Origin of the sequence: Butyrivibrio sp. AE3003 (assembly GCF_000686065.1) — a bacterium.
GTDB lineage: Bacteria > Bacillota > Clostridia > Lachnospirales > Lachnospiraceae > Butyrivibrio > Butyrivibrio hungatei_A.
In genome coordinates, this window is sequence record NZ_JMLX01000001.1 from 1499390 (window position 1) to 1515033 (window position 15644).

Here is a 15644-nt window from a genome sequence, read left to right on the forward strand (position 1 = left end):
ATTCAAAGTTCTTCGGATTCATCTTTTTCTTCAGATTCATCTTTCTTCTTACGTATGTTGTATGCACTTCCACCAAGAACTGCTGTCAAAGCTGTTCCAAGACCTATTGCAAGAATAGGGAACTCACCGATTCCACCGGAGTTAGGAAGTACATTACCACTTCTCTCGTTAGCAACAACGAGTGTAATGTTTCCACCCTCACCGTAAACTTGTGTCCACTCTGTTGAGGTCATGGTCTGTGCATCTTTGTTATATGCATAGTATGTAATCTTAGGAGCCTGACGGTATTCAACTGCACCTGTAGAATCGCACTCTACAATGTAGTACCTTCCAAGCCCCGGTACAGGTACTTCAGCTGTCCACTCGCTACCATAGCTAAGAGCTATAGGTCCTCTTACGAACTCCGGTGATCCATCACCATTTGACTGATAAAGGTTAACGAATACGGTTCCAAAATCCTTTGTTCCGTTGTAAGGAACATCTACACCGTTAAGTGTCCAACTCTTCTTGATCTTGATGTAAGGATCGTTTGTAAGCTCTACCCTTACATTTCCGCTTTCGTCATATGTTACTGTTACATCTGTAAGCTTGTATCCGTTTACTGATGCTACTGCTTCATCTGCTTCGGAAGACTGTGAAATAACATTTCCGGTAGCATCTGTAGTTACACTCTTAATAGGATTAAGTCTTACAAGTTCTGAGCCGTTGTTGTAATACTCTTCTGCAACGTACTCATATTTATTTCCGTTTGCATCACATGTCTCAAGTTCATCAATTACATACTCAGTCGAGCTGATCTTTCCGCCATGCTCGCTGCAATCGGATGCGCTGATAACAACATCCTTGTAATCTTCAAGTTCGCCGCCTTCAACACGTCTCTTGATCTTTACGGTTACATCGAAGATACCGTTTGTTGAATTCTGCTTCCAGTTCTTAACAAGTACAAGCTTTACAGAAGACTTGTTATAGAAACCTGCCTTATCTTCAGGTACTGCAGTCGAATCATTGCACTGATCCACAATACCTGCACAACTGTCGGGACTTGCAAGAATTGCTTCCGCTGTTGCCTTATCTGTAATCCTGTAATATGTCTTGTTAAGGTTCTCACCGTCAACGTAGTAGTCAACCTTTGCTACAACAACTGATTTATCGAGAACAGTCTGCGTAGTATTTGAAGCATCTGCTGAGCCTTCGCCAAATACAAAGTAGTAGGTATTTCCATGCTCAAGTCCCCAAGCTACAGCATCAACAGGATACTCAATCTTGCTTCCGTTGTTGGTAATACTGCTCATAGCTGCAGGATACTTTCTTCTGTCTCCGCCTTCTACTGTTCTTGATCCGTTATTGTCAGTCTTAACAAGTCTTACCCAGAAGTTAAACTTAAGGTTGTTATCCTGAAGAGGACTTCCGTTAAGGAACTTGGTAAGCCCAAGATCAAAGTTCTGTATCTTCTTATTGTTGAAGCAAATATTATCTTTTATCTCGTTCTTGAAATACTTCTTATCAAACTTAGCATTAAGCTTAGCCAAATCATCTGCACTTATCTTGTAGTATGAGATACCCTTAATAGCTGCATCACCCTGGCCTTCTTCATACTCAACCTTTGCAAGGAGTGCTGAAGTATCTTTAATATAAGTACCTGTTGTATCATTCTCAGTGAACATGAAGTAATATACATTACCCTTGCCATACTCCATACCAAGCGACTGAGGATCTTCTATTGTGTAGCTGATCTTATCAAAATCGTTGTGCAGATCGTTTGAAATTGTCTCCCATCCCTTATTCTGCTCATTATATTTCTTTAATGTGAATGAGAATACATCTTCTGCTTCAGGAGTCTTGCCGTCAACAAGTTTTCCAACTTTGAGTTCAACAGGAACACGTGTGGAATCTGTGTTTGTAACTGTTGTTGAAGCCATCATGCTAAGATGCTTTCTTACAACCATCTTGTGAATCTCACATCTTTTGATAACACTGCTTGCAATGATTGTTCCACTGTATGATCCTGTACATTCAACAGTACATTTTGGTGCTACAAGAGCTCCGGATGAAATATCTACATTAAGCTTTCCTTCATAAGGAACATAACGTGAACACTTCTCAACTACAGGGTTAAGAACTATCTGGTTGGCTACTTCACTCCAGTCACCTGTACCCAAGCCATTAACCTTGATCTTGTTAAATGTATAAGAACGAACATTTGTAAGATCTACGTTAATAACAAGGAGCTTGCCTCCAACACTAAATCCGTTGTTTACAGCATAGTTATCTTCATTCTTATTAAAGTAATATCTTGTAAGATCCGAACAAAGGTTTCCGCCATCCGTCGCTACGACATTTGCAACCTCTACGCTTCCGTTCGACTTTGCAAGTGCAATTTCACCTGCAGCATTTGCTGCCTTTGAAAGTAAGTTGTCAATATTAACCGGAAACTCTCCGTTAAAGGTATATTCCAAATACTGACTTCCGCTTCTTGCGCCATGATCGTAAGTAATGCATCCATATGCTCCGCCGGACTTCTTATAATAAATTGTTGCTCCGTCAATATGCTGGATAAGTCTTCCAATCTGTTCTCTTGTTCTGCCACCGATATTCTCGACAAAGTTGTCGGTATATAATGCCATACTGTCATTTAAGCCATCAAATCCGTTAGCGCCGTAAGTAACAGTATAGGATCCATACTTTTCATTGTTCTTTACCGGTTTTCCGCCTTCTTTATCAAGCTCAAAGACATACAATCTCGGAGAATTCTGTCCAAGGTGCTTGTAATCTAAAGTATAAGATCCCTTTCCGTCAGCACCTGTTGTAATACTAAAGTCGCTTCCCTGAATCTTTCTGGTTCCTTCAGCATCCTGATATACCGCGAAGAAGAACTTTCCTGTCTTCTTTGCACCATTTACAACTTTATTAACCGTAATCTTATAATCGCCAATTTTCTGATATGTCTGTGTCGAGTTACCAATTGTATAGTCTTGAACATTTTTAATATTCTTAACGGCTATGTTTGCTTCACTGTGGTTATTACATCCGTCGTAGTCGTTCGCAACGACACCGAAGTATGTAGAATCACCGAGCATATCTATGATCTCATTTGAGGAATAGTCTTTTGTTCCCACCCAGGAACGTCCGTTTGCACTCTTTATAACACCGAAAACACAGAATGAATCAGTCTGGAATGAAACGTTATCACTTGAATCGCCAAGATCGACTTTTCCGTCATCAAAAACTTCTACTTGAATATCATTGGCTGAAATACTTGTAGCTTCACTTGTTGAATCAAATTTCTCTTTTACTTCATCTGTAAGAGGAAGGTGTACTATAGTAACTTCCTCTGAATTGTCTGTATCAAGATCTGCTGAGATCTTGTTGTTTGTATACTCAATCGAAACAGAAGCTGTTCCATCTGTAAGATCGTACTCTACATTGTCAAGCAGGAATGCAATATCCAGAAGTACAGTATTCTTCTCATCAAATTCTACAGCCGCTGCGTCTTCTTCTCCGCCATCACCGGCAATCTCACCTGCCTTGCTGTTAAGTGCGGCAAGATAAGCATCGTAATTATATCCCTTTGTATTGCGTTCAACTTCTGTAACTGTAAGCTCAATTCCCTCAGGGAATACATCAGGCTTAGTAAGTACAACCTTAACCTTTGCATCACCATCCGAGTATACAAACTCTGTCTTTGTATTTGCAGGATAGTATACAAGATCAAGCTCTGTATCTTCTTCAAGCTCTCTTACTTCGCCGTCAGCAGTTGTTACTTTATATATATAATGTTCAACTGTTCCGTCTTTTACATCGGTAAGAAGTGAAGCGCTGTCCTTATTCTCTTCGCTGTTAGCAGATGCAGCAAACTCTTTGGTCTCTTTCTCAACTTTCACGATCTCGTCATCACCGATAACCGCTTTGTTAAAGAAATAGCCCTCAAAATTCTTAGCATCCTTCTTGATATCAAAGGAGTCTGTGATAGAAAGTTCTTTTGATTCCGCAATCTCTTTATCATGTGAATCCACATATTTTACTGTTACGATCACATCTTTGTAATCTTCCAGGGATTCAATTGAAGATGCTTCTGTTGATGCTTCGGTAGACATCTCAGATGATGCCGTACTTGCAGCGTCCGATGCTTCTGTTGATGCAGTAGAAGCTAAATCAGATTCTTCCTCTTCTTTAACGGTTGTTCCATTAGAAGCAGCAGACTCAACAGTGTTTTCTTTGTCAGCTTCATCGATCTTTTCCTCTTCAGCTTTCTTCTCTTCACTGTCGTCCTTATTCTCCACAATGGAATCATCAGAGTTATTCTCATCCTCGGGAGTAGCGTTTTCCTCAACAGTAACTTCTTCAGCGTTACTGTTGCCATCACCGTCGCCAGATTCATCACCGGCATCGGCGTCGTCCCCGCTGTCATCGCCCTCCTGATTCATCTCTTCGATCAAACCGCTCTCAAAATCGTCATCAGCCGTTTCCATTACAAGACCAACTGACTGTGCTCCCTCTTCAGTCATCGCAGCAGCAGGTTTGTTAAGCACATACAATGTGATAGAACCTGTAATGATTGCAACGCATAAAACAAAAGCAAGCCATTTCTTGTAATTCTGATGCTTTTTGATGTAGTTTTCTGCGCGGTGTTCATAATCTTTGCGCATATCTCTTATCCTCTTACCCTTTTACCCATTATTGTCTGCTAGTTACATTTTTTGCTTACAGTCCTCCGAATTTGCTGAACGGATAAACTCTAAACACAACTTTCCCGATAAGTTGTTCCTTGGTTACACATCCGACCACGCTACTTCGTGAATCAATCGAAGCACTTCTGTGATCTCCAAGTACAAAATACCTGTTTTCCGGAACCTGATATGGAAATGTCAGGTCAGTCGGTTCAAAACTCTTTTCTACATACGGCTCATCAAGTAATTCCCCATTTACAGATACATTGCCGTCTGCGTCGAGATTGATCCAATCTCCGGGTGAACCCACGACTCTTTTTACCAGAACTTTGTTGTTGTAGTAAAAAGCTATCAGCTCTCCGGGTTCGAATGATGTTCTAGTATAAGCTACCACCAGATCTCCGGTTTCCAGTGTCGGCGTCATACTATCTCCTGTTACTTTTAATACTGCTATGAAAAAGCTGGAAACAAGTACCGCAAGTGCCGCGACTACAACGACTACTATCAACGTATTTCTCAGCACTTTCTTGTATTCCTTTTTGCTGTTTTCCCTTTTCAGTTCGCTTTTTAACTGATCCAGAGAAGGCTTAACCTGCTCCTGCTGCTCCTGCAAAGGATTTGCCTGTTCTTTCTTTTGTTTACCCATCTGTGCTCTCAGTCTTTTTCTCTTTTATATATCCTAGGCTTTTCTATTGCGCCTGAGTATGCTTCACCACGTGTCATCGGTCTGCCCAATGTTCCGGTGTAAGCTTCTTCATGTGTCCGGGCTCTTTCAATGGAACCTGTACGAGACAATCTTTGTGCAACTGCCTTTTCCACAGCTTGATTGACCTTTGCATCTATGTTTTCCATCTGCGTCTTCTCGTACATTGCCATTCTGAGCTTGCTTTCTTTAATGCCCTTCATAAGCTCTTTGTACTCAGCTTCCGCATTCTTTTTAACATTATCAACATAGATGTTGGCTGCTCTCTGAGCTGCTTCCATAATGCCGCCCAACTGAATGGACGCTTCGGCGAGTGACTGCGAGTTTTCAATCTTCTCAAGTGCATCGTCAACCTGTTGTTGTAACTCCGCTTTTTCTCTGGCGAGCCTTGCTTTCAGACCGGTTATGTCCTTGTCGAACTTCTCCTGCATCTGATTCTTTTGTTCATTGAACTTGGCTCTCATCTGTGCCTTTTCTTCGTCGAAACTCTTTAACAGGTTACTTCTTTCTTCCGCAAGTTCCTTAAGAAGTTGTTGCTTCTCTTTCTCGACTTCTTCTTTAATTTCTTGTTCACGCCTCTTAGCTTCGTCGGCCTCTTCCGAGAAGTTGATCATCATCTCCAAAAGTTCCGCTCTGCTTAGTTTTTTTAAATTGACCTCTGCCATTCTCTGTCCCTATACTCTTGCTATTGTTGAGGAATCTCATACAAGTTATCGGTTGCAACGTAAATATAATAAATTAAGATATCGTGCATCCAACCCTGAGGTCTTCGCATGATACCTTAAATAATTTAATAATTATCAGGCAACCGCAAAGTTCTAGAGGCCAGTGTCGATGAAATTACGTTTCCATAGTACGCATCGCAAAAATACTACGATGGTTCATCCTTGAACAAAATCCGTACCGTAACTTGCATAAAATTAGACCGTCTGTAAAAGTGCAGCTCGGTCTTCATCTTGGCGCAGTTAACCCAGCGCCAGCAACTGGCTGTCTGTCACATACGTGATTGAGACCCTCTAGTTTTGCGTCACCGCCTTCCGGCGGCTTTGCCCTTTATTTTGCTAAGTTAAACACGTTATAACGAAAGCGCTAACACAAAAAAATTTTTTCAAAAAAAACTATATTTCGTCATCTCGTAAGATGAATATACCCCATCGGATATTAAAACGCAACCACTTTTTCACAAAAAAAAACACAGTTTCCATAAAAAGAGGGCTGAACCCACGCTCAGCCCTGTGTTACAAAATTTCACTTTCGCAAAAAAAGTTCTTAGTTTCCAATTTACCGTTTCAGACCTCTGAGGATCTGAAGCATCTCATCAGATGTTGTGATCACACGGCTGTTAGCCTGGAAACCTCTCTGTGTCGTAATCATATCAGTAAACTCTTTCGATAAATCTACGTTACTGGATTCGAGCACTCCGGATGTCATATACCCTCCGTCGGCAGTAACATCCACAATCTGCGCCTGTCCCGAATTAAGGGATTCCGCATAAAGATTGTCGCCAACCTTCTCAAGTCCCATGGCATTGTTGAATTCCGCAACAGCTATCTGTGCGATCTTTACAGTCTGTCCGTTGGAATACTTTGCAAACACCGATCCGTTGTCCGTAATGGACATTCCGGTCATACTTCCGTTTGCATATCCGACATTTAACCCTCTCACATCTCCCTTATACGCATAAATTGTAGAGTTGTGAGATGCAGTTGTGCCTGCATAGTTTGTCGTATTTGAAAAGTCTATATTGAGAGGTCCAATCATCGAAGCTCCGCCTCCGAATGACATGGTCACGATTCCGTTTTCGTTGCCCCCTGCACTTATAAGCTCTCCCGAACCCTTGCTGTAAACAAGATTGATATTGGTATCTGTAGTGTTTTGAAGAATATTACCCTCATCGTCCTGTACTGACGCAAGAGAAAGCGAATAAGTATTGTCTGCGTCGTCTCCTCCGTTTGTCAGCTTAAACTTAAGAGTATAAGTTCTTCCGTCATTGCCGAATACTTCAAGTCTGACGTTCTTGCCGTCTGCCTCATCGAAAGTGCCGTCAAGACTATCAATATTCCCTCTGAAATATGATGCGGATGTTGCAGTTCCGCCTATCGTCTTAGTTGCATCAGTAATAAGATCAAGTCTCGTCACATTTGCTCCCGGTCTGATTCCGTCTTCACCCATTACACCCATAACATAATATCCGTTATTCTGGGTTACGAGACTTCCCTGCGCATCGATCGTAAACGCACCGTCCCTGCTAAAATTCCTGGTCTGGTTGTCAGGACTTATCACAAAGAATGCATCTCCTGTGATCATCATATCGAAGGCATTTCCCGTAGTCTGCGTCGAGCCCGACTTCGAGATGTTTGTATAAATTGAGGAAACCTTCGATCCAAGTCCTATCTGAGCAGCATTTGTAGTCGCAACGTTATCTCCCGCTCCGGTTCCGTTCTTTACAGTCTGATAAAGAACGTCAGAAAAACCCGTTGCCTGTGATTTATATGCTGTTGTATTGACATTGGCAATATTATTGCCAATAACATCCATTTCCAATTGATGGGTTGTTAGTCCGGAAACACCTGACCAAAGTGATCTCATCATAGAACACATACCTCCAAGTCACGTTGCATTATCCACTACCTGCTATTTCCTTTATCGGATGCTTTTTTTATTTCCTTTAGAGCAAAATAAAAAAAAGTAAAAGAATTTTTTCAACAATGACTGTGTTCTTGTGCTCATAAAATCAAATTACTTTCTTTTCCATTGATCACCCCTTTCGAACATGATAAACATTCCTCATTGGCATAGTACTGCATACCCATTCGAAATACTTTATTAACATATATTAAAATATTATCACTCATACTGTAACAATTCAATAGTTTTTTATAAAAAAATAAGACCTCCGCCCCGATGGCATCTACATTTTTCACCCTTTCAAGGTATGTAGATCACTGAGCAAAAGTCTTATTTAATATATAGTCATATTCTGTAACAACTGCACGAAACATCAGCCATTTTTCATACTAATCCTGCTGTTAGCCGGAACAGAAGCCGTAATAAACGCATTGGCACCGATAACACTTCCCTCTCCGATTATCGTATCGCCTCCGAGTATTGAAGCTCCGGCGTAAATCGTAACATCATCCTCAATGGTGGGATGCCTTTTAACTCCCTTAAGTGCCTGTCCGCCACGTGTTGAAAGTCCGCCTATGGTAACACCCTGATACATCTTAACATGTTCACCTATTATAGAAGTTTCTCCTATAACGATGCCCGTGCCGTGATCGATCATGAAATACTTGCCGATAGTCGCGCCCGGATGAATGTCTATTCCCGTCTTCGAATGTGCATACTCCGTCATCATTCTGGGAATAAGCGGCACCTTAAGAAGATAAAGCTCATGCGCGATCCTGTTTATAGACGTTGCAAAAAGCCCCGGATACGAAAGAATTATTTCTTCTTTACTGTATGCCGCAGGATCTCCCGAATAGCAAGCCTGAACATCGGTATCAAGGTACTCTCTTATCTTGGGAATCTTTTCAAAAAATTCATGCGTGATCTTCCTGGCTCCACACTCAAGCGTCTCATCACTGGCATCCCTGTAGCTGTCGCTATGTCTGAATGCAATAGCTATCTGCTTGTTCATATTATAGATGACATCCTCGATGACAATCGAGATTCTGTTAGCGTCGCTGTAGCTCTTATACACCTTATCCCTGTAGTATCCCGGATAAATGATCCTTATGAGCTTTATGACGATATCTTTTACAGCATCTCTGTCCGGCTGATTGTAGATATCCATATTGTCAATGTCTCTGCCGTTTTTATAATCCTCGAGAATCAGATTAACAATATCACCGATTCCGCTTTTCATGTTTTCTTTGTCATACTTATAATTGTAATCCATAGCAATTCTCCGAAATGATATTATTCGCTTGACGCTCAAACCATATAATACCATAATAATCGAGAAATTAGGAATTTTTTAGGAGAATATCAATGAATTTTTATTTTGCACCAATGGAAAGCATAACAATGTACCCTCTGAGAAACATCCATAAAGACATGTTCTCGGGCTCTGTTTCCAAGTACTACTCCCCTTTTGTCACAGCAGTAAAGAGTAAACATTTTAAGAACAGGGAAAAAAATGACCTCCTCCCCGTACATAACAAGCCTTTCTTCGAAGAACAGGATTCTTCCTTGGTTGTTCAGATAATGTCGGGCAATTCGGAAACTTTCCTCTGGGCAGCAAAAGAGATAGCTCAGCTCGGGTACAAAGAGCTCAACCTCAACCTCGGATGTCCCGCTTCAACCGTTGTAAACAGGCACAAGGGCGCAGGCCTTTTGGCTGATCCCGACTATCTTGATTCAATGTTGTCAGATATATTTGAGGCAAAAGAAAATACACCTGAATTAAAAGATATTGATATCTCCTTAAAGACAAGACTTGGAATAACCGACGAAAGCGAGTCCGCAAGGCTAATGGAAATATACGCCAAATACCCAATAACCGAATTGACTGTCCACGCAAGGGTAAAAGACGACTTTTATAAGAACGCTCCCCGTCTCGATGCATTCTGCAACAGCATAAAAAGATACAGAGAATGCGGTGGTAAGGCTCCCATATGCTACAACGGAAACATCTTTTCCAAAAAAGACTATGAAAACACTTTATCTTTTATGGAAAAAGAAGGTGTCGCAGATGAAGTAAGCTCAATGATGCTTGGAAGAGGAATTTTGGAAAATCCGGCGCTTGCAAGAGAACTGACAGGCGGAGAAACACTTTCAGCCACAGAACTGAAAGACTATCTGACAAGCCTCTACGCAGGATATGAGGAATACATCCCAGAAGACAGGAACGTTATCTTTAAACTCCTTGAGCACTGGGCATTTATTCATACCCACTTTGAAAACTGCGACAAGTATTTAAAAGCAATAAGAAAAGCCCGCAGCAAGGGCGAATACCTCGCTGCGGTCCGCAATATCTTTGCAAGCTGCAATTTTATATAATAAGAACCTTTATACAGTCTTTCCGGAATCAAGCCAGACTATTCTGTCTCCGTATTCCGCACACTTCTCCGAGTGTGTGACTTGAAGAATGCTGATCCCTTTCTCTTTATTTATCCTTCTAAACAGCTCCATGACCTCGGCTCCGGACTTCTTATCAAGATTTCCGGTAGCCTCGTCTGCAAGAATAAGCTTGGGGTCGCCCATAACAGCTCTTGCTATCGCAACCCTCTGCTGCTGGCCACCGGAGAGCTTTGAAGGATATTGTTTTCTCTTTTCCGTAAGGCCTACTATATTCAGGATATCATCAAGCTTCCTCTTAAGACTTGCACGGCTCTTTCCTGCTACAAGCTGCGGAAGCATTATATTATCTTCAACATTGAGATTCTGCACAAGGTTATAGAACTGGAATATAAATCCGATATCATTAAGTCTTATCTCGGAAAGCTCTTTCTCATTGATATTCGATATGCTCTTTCCGCACACGGATATATCTCCGGCAAACTCTCTGTCCAAGCCGCCGATCAGATAAAGAAGAGTTGATTTACCGCTTCCCGAAGCACCCATAAGTGATACAAATTCCCCTTCTTTTACTTCCATATTAACTCCGTCAAGCACCTTGGTACTAACGGTCTTCGCTGATCCAAACTCCTTTTTTACGTTTTTTACTTCGATTATATTCTTCATTTCTTCATGTCTCCTTGTCTATTCGTACTTTAACTGTTCCGCTATCTTCATTTTCTTTATATCTTTCATCGTCTTTAATATCGTGATGCTGAATGTGATAAATATACCTACTATGAAAATTGCGGTCTGTCCTGCATTAATAAAAAGCTTCATCTCCGTTATTGCCTTCATAGCATTAAAAATGATCACTGTTTCCACAAGACCTATACTTACTCCGAGAGCAACTGCAATAAGTCCCGATAACATCGTCTCTTCAAAGAAAAGCCTAACCAATGTCCCTTTGCTCATAGAGGTTGAAACAAGAACAGCACTTTCTCTCTTTCTGCTCTCAAATCCCACGATCTGATTACAATATATTCCAATAAGTGACAAAGAAACTCCGATAAGTATTATCATGTAGAGAAGTGCCAGCTCACCGGCAGACAGATCCTTAATCTCTTCTATATATTCATCCATAGTATTAACTTTTTCTATTGTGCTGGATGAATAGCTTTTTATAAATTCAGCCGTTTTTTCCGGATTTTCCGTCTTTACATAAGCACTTGCCGGCCTGTTAAAGTAGATCTTTTTATATAAATCCAAAGGCAGCACTATTGTTTTATTGGAACCGTCCGCCCTTGCAGAATCAATAATTCCCGCAACTTTGAAAGTTCCTCTGTACGGAATAATCCCCTCCGCATCCAGCAATATATCCGCGCTGTCTCCGACTTTAAGCTTCAGATCTTTTGCAATTTTCTTGGCTACATATATTTCATCGCTATTTATCACATCCGGAAGGCCGCTATATCCTTGATTAAGCTCAGGGGCTCCTTCAGCTCCCAATATACTTACTTTTTCAAATTCACCGTCGAATTTCCTATTGTATTTATTCTCAAGATAGTCTTCTATCTTCTCATTTCCGACAAGTATTTTGTCACTTCTGGAATAATCAAATTCAACTTTGCTTACTCCATCAAGCTCTTCAATATAATCATATGAATCAACGCTTTCCGAAAGACCTCTGAGGATAACATCGGCATCAGCCGGAGGCAATTCAGCCATGTTTTTTTGTGAAGTGATAAGTATAAACAGTACCAGACATAAACTTGTTGCAACAAATGCAAGTTTAGAGCTTCCAATCGAAGTCTTATTGGTTCTAAGATTCGTTGCAGCAAGTCCGAGTACCGGATTGCCACTCTTTTGACTGATCTTTTCTATAATCTTTGACACCATTCTGAGTATGAACGGATATCCGCCCAAAAGAGAAAGCACCAAAAATACGAACCCAAAAATGCCGAGTAATGCATTGTCTTTAAATACAGTAAGCGCCGGAACTATCATTGTAAAAGCTAATGCAGCGCATATGATCGATATGATCTTAGTTTTCTTTTTGTATTTGTATTCCGTATCCTTATTGTCAAAAATTATATCTCTTATAGCCATACCGGTAGATTTAAGAAGTTCCCTGAGCGGACAGAGCATTTCCACTATGGCGGCGCCGATAATTACTGCGATCATAATGGGAACAGATACATTTCCAAGATCCATGACAGTTTCCATACCCGGACCGTCTACCGTAAATACGGCGTTAAATATGCTATCTCTCGAAGCCGCATATAATCCTGTTCCGATCAATCCACCGAACACCCCGTAAAACATGTTCTCGATAAGAATAATTCTGGCCGTAAGATTCGGAGACACTCCAAGGCTTCTTAAAGTTCCAATCGTCGACATTCTGTCACGCATTATTCTTTCCGAAAGCGTAACCGTTACGACAATAACAAGCATAAGAGTTATGAGAAAAAGGACTTTAAATACATTACTGATTGTTTTTATCTGATCCTGAGTTGACTTTCCTCCTATAAGATCATCCACATCATAATTGGGGAACCTCTCTTCCATCGCATTACAAAATTCACTAACCTTGGACTTATCCAAAACCTTAATATATACAAATTGATGTTTTGGTATTCCGTCATGGCACAGTCTCGCCATTCCTTCATCCGTGACAACCGCTGCATATTCCGCATTAAGTAATCCGCTTGGCTTTGCTATCTTCTTGACATTAAACTCTGCATCGACATAATTATCACCGTAAACTTTAAACTTATCTCCCTCATTAAGGCCAAGTTCTTTAGCCATAACTTCACTGACGATAATATCATCCGCACCAAGCGTAACATCCTTCGGGATAAGTCTCATCTTTGAAGCATCCTCAATATTGACACCATATAATTTGAGATTTTTCTGATTGTAATATGCATACATCTGATTGTTGCGAACCGTAACTTTTGAATCCTTTGGTGAAACATATGTTGCTTCAAAATCCGGAAGGCCTTCAAAATAGCTTTCCTCTATATTTTCAGGTGCAAAAACCAACACATTTGATGTTCCCGTCGTCGTACCGTAAATCCCTATAAAAATGTTTTCCAGGCTATTGCTCATGTCAAAAGCCATCATACCCGCAAATGCGCATATTGTAATACTGACCACAAGAACCAGTGTCATAAGTGGCTTCGCAAATATATTTCTGAATGTATGTTTTAAAATAACTCCCATGTTACCACCTTTCGACTCTCTTCTCAGGAGCGACATACATGCCGTCTCCTTCTTTTACATCATAAGCTTCATAGAACTTCTCGCAAGAGCTCAGCGGGGCATTAACCCTTACAGTGCGCGGACTGTGTTCATCTGTATGAAGGCTTGCAATAGCATCTGTATCACTTTTGATTCCTCTCCAGATCTCCGCAAATCCTTCATACATTTCAATATAGTCTTCCTTTTCTTCTGCGATATTGGAAATACATTCTAAAGCACCAAGATCCGCATAATTTTCGCCAAGCGTCTGAACTCCGTCCACGTGATATACATCCATGATCGTATAGCCGTTGTAATAATCAATGCACATATCGGCTCTTTCCTTTAACGCCTTCCTGTCAGTTTCATTAAGCCACTGCGGATTGTAATTTCCCTTATCATCCCAATTCATAAGATTTGAATCAAATGCATGACCAACTTCATGAGCAATAACCATTCCGAGTCTTCCGAGATTGCTGAACTCACTGTTATTCTCGTTAAAGAATGCTCCTTCGGTAATTCCGGCAGTCATAACCACCACATTATCCGTCCAGAAGCACGCATTTACTGTCTGAGGCTGCATAGTATCTCCCTGTTTTGGACGCGGACGCTTTATCAACTCTTTTGTATTCTCAACTTCATATTTTTTTATATTCTTGTATGTATCATAAAAATCTTTTCCGATCAGATTCTCAGTCCCGATAAGTGTTTCGCTGTAATTACCTCCTGTTGTGAATTCAATGGCTTCAAGCTTATTAAGGAGCTTGGTTCTTCCATCTTCCGTAATCCAATCCGCATTACCTATCAATTCTCTGTATGAGTCCTTTATGTTCTCACACATTTCTTTTACCTTTTCATCCTTTGATACAGGATAAAACTTTTCTGAATATATTCTTCCGAGATTATCCGGAAGATCTCTTATTATCGTTTCTTTCGCCTGCATATCAGGTGTTTGTGTTTCTTCTCCGTAGACAGCTTTCAGATTCTTGTATTTATCAGACAGGAATTTGTTATATTTATCTATATATTCGATAAGCGCCCATGTCTTAAATACCTCAAGATTGTTCTCGTCATCAAGCTTTTCTGATATATACTCAAACTGCTCTTTATTAGAAATAACCCAATAACCGTATGGATTTTCCAACTGCATGCCTTTTTCAAAACTCTTTATATCAAACTTAAGCTCATCCATATCCTTAGCATTTATCGTTGTCATGGTAGACCAGTCGAATGTCATTTTAATATCTTTACTTTTATATGCTATATCCACCGCTAATGCTGCAAATCTGTCCGCTGCTTTTTCTGCTTCCTTCTTTTCGGATCCAATATTCACCAAAACTTCTTTTACATGATCTCTTATGTACGATCTTCCTTCCAAAGACTCCGCGATATCTTTATTCGTTTTTTCAAAGATTGATTTAATATCACTAAAGCAAAAAGCATATTCATCAGCCCTTATCAAGCCTCCATCTATTCCAAAATTAAGAACAGGACTTATTCCATATAACCTTTTATACTTGCCGAGTACTTCCATATATTCCTGTTTGTTGCTTATTCCTTCAATCTCTTTTCTTACATTTTCAAAATCCTTATCGGCATCACTTACAGATGCATCATAAGATACAATCTGATCGTAATAATCTGCAATCAAATCTGCATCCGGTGAAGTATGAACCTCTTCACTTTTTATCTCATCTATGATTTCAAATAACCTCTGATCAACAATCTTGTTGCAATCATCAAACGCTCCAAATCCGTATTTGGGATCGATATCTGCCTCCCTAAGAACTTCTGCATTTACATAGCCAAAAAAGTCATCCTGAGGCCGAATTTTCGTTGCTGCTTTACTTTGTGTACTGTTGTTGGCTTCATTGCCAACTTCTTTGGCCTGAACATCCGCTCCGAATATCGAAAAAGCCAGAGCCGATGCAATGGTCACTCCAACTGTAAGACTTCGTATTCCTTTCTTCATATTCATTTCCCTTCCTGAAAATAATTTGTTATCCGGATAAATCTTTAATTGATAGTAC

9 protein-coding genes and 1 riboswitch are annotated in these 15644 nt (G+C 40.5%); of the genes, 1 reads left to right on the forward strand and 8 read right to left on the reverse strand.

All coding sequences use genetic code 11. The features are described 5' to 3' along the window. Nucleotides 1-2 precede the first annotated feature (2 nt). The 5 genes from CD00_RS0107195 to epsC form a co-directional block, all read right to left on the reverse strand. Entirely contained in the window at nt 3-4646 is a 4644-nt protein-coding gene (locus tag CD00_RS0107195; RefSeq protein WP_026655351.1) for a hypothetical protein, read from the reverse strand. A gap of 55 nt (nt 4647-4701) precedes the next feature. Further along, a complete protein-coding gene (lepB, locus tag CD00_RS0107200; RefSeq protein WP_051198912.1) occupies nt 4702-5313 on the reverse strand; it encodes a signal peptidase I in 612 nt (203 codons plus the stop codon). A gap of 8 nt (nt 5314-5321) precedes the next feature. Next, nucleotides 5322-6035, reverse strand: coding sequence for a hypothetical protein (locus CD00_RS17570; RefSeq protein ID WP_034462022.1), 714 nt, complete (start codon nt 6033-6035; stop codon nt 5322-5324). Between the two features lie 310 nt (nt 6036-6345). Next, a riboswitch (cyclic di-GMP riboswitch) is annotated at nt 6346-6431 on the reverse strand. A gap of 220 nt (nt 6432-6651) precedes the next feature. Next, entirely contained in the window at nt 6652-7962 is a 1311-nt protein-coding gene (locus CD00_RS0107210) for a flagellar hook protein FlgE (protein ID WP_026655353.1), read from the reverse strand. Between the two features lie 409 nt (nt 7963-8371). Next, complete coding sequence (gene epsC, locus CD00_RS0107215) at nt 8372-9271, reverse strand: serine O-acetyltransferase EpsC (protein WP_051198911.1); 900 nt, start codon at nt 9269-9271, stop codon at nt 8372-8374. 92 nt (nt 9272-9363) lie between these two features. On the opposite strand from epsC, the gene CD00_RS0107220 reads away from it, so the two are divergent. Next, a complete protein-coding gene (locus tag CD00_RS0107220) occupies nt 9364-10374 on the forward strand; it encodes a tRNA dihydrouridine synthase (RefSeq protein WP_026655355.1) in 1011 nt (336 codons plus the stop codon). Nucleotides 10375-10383: 9 nt separating this feature from the next. Here CD00_RS0107220 and CD00_RS0107225 read toward each other — a convergent pair whose 3' ends face one another. From CD00_RS0107225 to CD00_RS0107235, 3 genes are read right to left on the reverse strand one after another with little or no spacing between them, the layout of a single operon-like run. Continuing rightward, on the reverse strand, nt 10384-11058 hold the full coding sequence (locus CD00_RS0107225) for an ABC transporter ATP-binding protein (RefSeq protein WP_026655356.1): 675 nt from the start codon (nt 11056-11058) through the stop codon (nt 10384-10386). Between the two features lie 18 nt (nt 11059-11076). After that, a complete protein-coding gene (locus tag CD00_RS0107230) occupies nt 11077-13632 on the reverse strand; it encodes an ABC transporter permease (protein WP_026655357.1) in 2556 nt (851 codons plus the stop codon). Then, entirely contained in the window at nt 13598-15586 is a 1989-nt protein-coding gene (locus CD00_RS0107235) for a M13 family metallopeptidase (RefSeq protein ID WP_185750407.1), read from the reverse strand. Before CD00_RS0107235 ends, CD00_RS0107230 begins: the two co-directional genes overlap by 35 nt. Nucleotides 15587-15644 lie beyond the last annotated feature (58 nt).